This window comes from Phenylobacterium sp., from assembly GCF_020253645.1.
In the GTDB taxonomy this organism is placed as follows: Bacteria; Pseudomonadota; Alphaproteobacteria; order Caulobacterales; family Caulobacteraceae; genus Phenylobacterium.
This window is the reverse complement of sequence record NZ_JADCBG010000157.1, coordinates 1-4,409: the sequence shown is the minus strand read 5'-3', so window position 1 is coordinate 4,409 and position 4,409 is coordinate 1. Positions and strand designations below refer to the sequence as shown.

Genomic DNA, 4,409 nt, shown 5'->3' with positions numbered 1-4,409 from the left:
GGCGCCCATCATGACCCGGTCCTTGGCGTCCTCGAAGTCGCGCTGGGTGACCATCTTCCTGTTCTTGCGCGCGGCCATCAGGGCCGCCTCGTTGACCAGGTTGGCCAGGTCGGCGCCCGAGAAGCCCGGCGTGCCGCGGGCGATGGTGCGGATGTCCACGTCCGCGGCCAGGGGCACGTTGCGCATGTGAACGCGCAGGATCCGCTCGCGGCCGTTCACGTCGGGATTGCCCACCACGACCTGCCGGTCGAAGCGGCCGGGGCGCAGAAGGGCGGGGTCCAGGACGTCCGGCCGGTTGGTCGAGGCGATCACGATGATGGCGTCGGAAGGGTCGAAGCCGCCCATCTCGACCAGCAGCTGGTTCAGGGTCTGCTCGCGCTCGTCATTGCCGCCGCCGAGGCCCGCGCCGCGATGGCGGCCGACCGCATCGATCTCGTCGATGAAGATGATGCAGGGGCTGTTCTTCTTGGCCTGCTCGAACATGTCGCGCACGCGGCTGGCGCCGACGCCGACGAACATTTCCACGAAGTCCGAACCGGAGATGTAGAAGAAGGGCACCCCGGCCTCGCCCGCCACGGCGCGGCCCAGCAGGGTCTTGCCGGTCCCGGGGGGACCGACCATCAGGGCGCCCTTGGGAATCTTTCCGCCCAGGCGCTGGAACTTGCCCGGGTCCTTCAGGAAGTCCACGATCTCGGAAAGCTCTTCCTTGGCCTCGTCGACCCCGGCCACGTCGTCGAAGGTCACGCGGTTGCGGTTCTCGGTCAGCATCTTGGCCTTGGACTTGCCAAAGCCCATGGCGCCGCGGGCGCCGCCCTGCATCTGGCGCATGAAGAAGATCCAGATAGCCACCATGATCAGGATTGGCAGCAGCTGCAGCAGGATGGTCCCGGCGCTCATGCCGCCCGGCGGCTTGACCTTGATGTCCACGTTCCGGGCCTCGAGGCGCTTGACCAGGTCTTCCTGGTTGTTCGGCGTGGTCGAGGCGAAGGTCTTTCCGGCGGCGTCGGTCAGGACGATCTTGGGCCCGGCGAGCTCCACGGACCGCACGTTGCCGCTGTCGATCTTGGTGAGAAGCTGCGAATAGCTGATCTCATTGACCGTCGCGGTGCGCTGGTTCGGATTCATCAGCGCATAGGAGCCCGCCAGGGCGAGGATGATGGCGGCCCAGATGCCGAGGTTGCGAAAATTCATTGGCGTCCGATCCGAGTGGTGAAAGCCGGTTCCGTCTCAAGATAGGCGCCGGCCTGCAGAATCTCCAGCAGTCCTGCAAAGGACCGGCCCCGGAATGACAAAAAGGCCGTACGGCGTGCGCACGGCCCTTCCAGTCTCCCGGAAATCGGGTCTCGGAGGCGGATCAGCGGGCGGGCTTCTTGGGCGCGGCGATCAGCCCCTCGCGCTGGGCGCGCTTGCGGGCCAGCTTGCGGGCGCGACGGACGGCCTCGGCCTGCTGGCGGGCGCGCTTCTCCGAGGGCTTCTCGTAGTGCACGTGACGCTTCATCTCGCGGAACGAGCCCTCGCGCTGCATCTTCTTCTTCAGCGCCTTCAGGGCCTGGTCGACATTGTTGTCGCGCACGAAAATCTGAACCAGAGGTCTCTCTCCTGTCACCCGTTCCCGCTCGGCGTCGCCTCCGGGGAGGTCTCAGCGGCGAACGGACAATAGCCTTTCGTTCCCGACGGTCGCCCGTCCGGACAGGCCGGGGGCAATAGCAGACCGGAAAAGCCCTGTCCACGCCGGACACGCGGCGCGTTTCGCCCTATATGAGGCTCATGAACATGCAGGAAGATCCCGAGATCTGGCTCCAGCGCGCGGAACAGTCCGTCCTGGACTCGGCGCTCATCCTCGCTCCGGACATGGGCTGGACCTCGGACATGGCCGCCGCCGCGGGCGCCGCCGCCGGCTTCACGCCGGGAGAGACCGAACTGATCCTTCCGCACGGGCCTGCGGACCTCGCCGCTCTTCTGTCCCGCCGGCACGACGACCTGGCCATCGCCGCCCTTCCGGATCCGTCGGGACTGAAGATCCGCCAGCGCATCCGGGCTGCAGTTCTCGCCCGTCTGGCCGCCGCAGCCGGAGACGCTCCTGCAGTGCGACGGTGGTCGGGGTGGCTGGCCCTTCCGACCCATGCCGCCCAGGGGCTCTCCCTGGCCTGGGAGAGCGCCGACAGGCTCTGGCGCTGGGCCGGGGATGTCGCCGCAGACGAGAACCACTACTCCAAGCGCGCGATCCTGGCCGGCATCCTGATCTCCGCCCTCGCCGTTCGTCTGCAGGAGGGGGAGGCGGCGGCCGAGTCCTTCGTGGACGCCCGCATCGCCAACGTCATGGCCTTCGAGGCCTGGAAGGCCAGACAGAAGCCCGGGGAGCCCCTTCGCCGGGTGGCCGAAGCGCTTGGCCGTCTCAGGTATGGCGCGCCCGTCAGCCCCCGGGGGTGAACCGCTGGGGCGGCCTGGCCGCGACATCCTGGATCATCCGCATCAGCAGGTAGAGCCGCGGCGTGACGGTCGTCAGGTCGATCCATTCCTTGTCGGTATGGAAGTTCCCGCCCACCGGGCCCAGGCCATCGAGGGCGGGGGTGCCCGCCTCATGCGCCAGAGCCGACTCCGAGGCCCCTCCATTGCCGCCCGTCCCGAGCTCGCGGCCCAGCTCGGCGTAGATGGCCCTCGCCCGCGCCGCCAGGGCGTCCGTGTGCGGGTTGTCCGGCAGGGGCGGGAAGGAGTTCTCGCGGCTGACCGTGACCTTGGTGTCCGGCACCCGGGTGTTCCGCGCACTCTCCTCCAGGGTGGCCTGCACCCGGTCGAGGTCGGCCTTGTCCCGGACCCGCACGTTCACCTGCGCCCGGGCGTTCTCCGGGATGATGTTGTAGCGGCTCCCGGCCTGGATGATGGTCAGGTTGGCGGTCAGGCCGTCGCCGGATTTCGGCAGACCCTCCAGGCTCGCGAGCTGGTGGACCAGCTCGGTGGCGGCGTTGCGCCCCTCCTGCGGGGCGACCCCGGCGTGGGCAGGGCGGCCCTTCACGTCGATGTTGAAGGTCGAGCTGCCCTTGCGCCAGACCGTGACCTTGTCCGGGGCGTCGCCGGGTTCGAGGTTCAGCTCCACGTCGTGACTCTTGACCAGGCGGTCGATCAGGGCCCGTGTCCCCGGAGAGCCGCGCTCCTCGCTGGTTTCCAGGAGCAGGGTCAGGGTGTCGTAGTTGCGGAAGCCCCTGGCGGTCAGAATCTCCAGGGCGAGGACGGCCTGGAGCACCCCGCCCTTCTCGTCGCCCACGCCCGGTCCGGTCGCCCTGTCGCCGCTGGCCGAATAGGGCCACTTCGTCGCCGTACCCGGCTCGAAGACCGTATCGATGTGGCCGATCATCAGGATCCTCGCCTGGCCCTTGCCCTTCAGGGTGGCGACGAGGTTGTCCGGCAGGCCGGGGATCTCGGCGGGCACCCGCTCCACCTGCGCGCCCAGGGCCTCCAGCCGCGGCGCCAGGATGTCCAGCACCCGCGTGCCGCCCTCGACGTCGCCGGTCCCGGAGTCGATGTTGACCAGGGTCTCCAGCAGCTTCAGCTGTTCGGGGCGGACAGCTTCGGCGGCCTTCCAGAGGCCGTCGTCCCGGCGCGGGCCCGCCATGGCGGGGGCTGCGGCCGCGGTCGCCGCGGCCAGCGCGAGGCCGAGGGTCATCCACTTCAGTCCGGCGGCGCGCATCATGTCTTCCCTTCCTCCCCAGGAGGGCCGACCATGGCCTCCCAGGTCTCCGGCGGCAAGGCCCAGGGGCGGAGCCGGCGCGGCGGGTCCGCCGGCCGCCAGTCGCCCCCCGACAGGTCCATGTTCAGGCCGTAGAAGGGATCGGCGTCCAGGGCCGCGCCCCAGCGCTGGCGCATCCAGGCCGCCTCCCGGGCGAAGCGCTCGGCGTGCCGGGCCTCCAGGTCCGATCCCCGCGAGGCCGACTCCCGGTGCGCCAGGTCCGCCTCCGGCGTCCAGACCACCTGCAGGCCCAGGGCGCCGATCCTCAGGCACAGGTCGATGTCGTTGAAGGCCACCGGCAGGTTCTCCGCGTCGAAGCCCCCCGCCGCGTCGAACACCTGGCGCCGCACGGCCAGGCAGGCCGCCGTCGCCGCCGAGACGCACCGGGCCGTCCGCAGGCGGTTCGAGGGTCCCGGGTCCCGCGGGCCGGCGCCGACGCCCAGGGCGCCCGCCACCCGCGCCGCGCCGATGCCGAGGGCCACGCCCGCATGCTGCACCCGCCCGTCCGGGAACCGCAGCAGGGCGCCCGCCGCGCCCACCTCCGGCCGCAGGGCCTGGGCCGCCATGGCCCTCAGCCAGCCCGGCCCCTGCACCTCGACGTCATTGTTCAGGAAGACCAGCAGGTCGCCCGTCGCCGCCCGCACGGCGGCGTTGTTGATGGCCGAGTAGTTGAACGGCCCCGGCG

The 4,409-nt window shown here is 70.4% G+C and carries 5 protein-coding genes; 1 reads left to right on the top strand and 4 read right to left on the bottom strand.

Annotated features, from left to right (window positions below; all coding sequences use genetic code 11):
- Together ftsH and rpsU are read right to left on the bottom strand one after the other, a co-directional pair.
- A partial coding sequence (ftsH, locus tag INE98_RS10755; protein WP_293538842.1) for an ATP-dependent zinc metalloprotease FtsH occupies positions 1–1,191 on the bottom strand: 1,191 nt, incomplete at its 3' end.
- 163 nt (positions 1,192–1,354) lie between these two features.
- Positions 1,355–1,588, bottom strand: a complete 234-nt coding sequence (gene rpsU / locus INE98_RS10750) for a 30S ribosomal protein S21 (RefSeq protein WP_110451396.1) — start codon at positions 1,586–1,588, stop codon at positions 1,355–1,357.
- Between the two features lie 185 nt (positions 1,589–1,773).
- Between rpsU and INE98_RS10745 the strand changes: the two genes are divergently transcribed.
- The gene (locus INE98_RS10745; RefSeq protein WP_293538840.1) at positions 1,774–2,430 is read left to right on the top strand and encodes a COQ9 family protein; all 657 of its coding nucleotides are present in this window, start codon (positions 1,774–1,776) and stop codon (positions 2,428–2,430) included.
- On the opposite strand, the gene INE98_RS10740 is transcribed toward INE98_RS10745, so the two are convergent.
- Together INE98_RS10740 and INE98_RS10735 are read right to left on the bottom strand one after the other, a co-directional pair.
- Entirely contained in the window at positions 2,414–3,688 is a 1,275-nt protein-coding gene (locus INE98_RS10740; protein ID WP_293538839.1) for a glutamate carboxypeptidase, read from the bottom strand. The two genes, INE98_RS10745 and INE98_RS10740, sit on opposite strands and share 17 nt — an antisense overlap.
- Positions 3,685–4,409 (bottom strand): glycosyltransferase (locus tag INE98_RS10735; protein ID WP_293538838.1); only part of this gene is annotated, 725 nt, incomplete at its 5' end. The genes INE98_RS10740 and INE98_RS10735, both read right to left, overlap by 4 nt.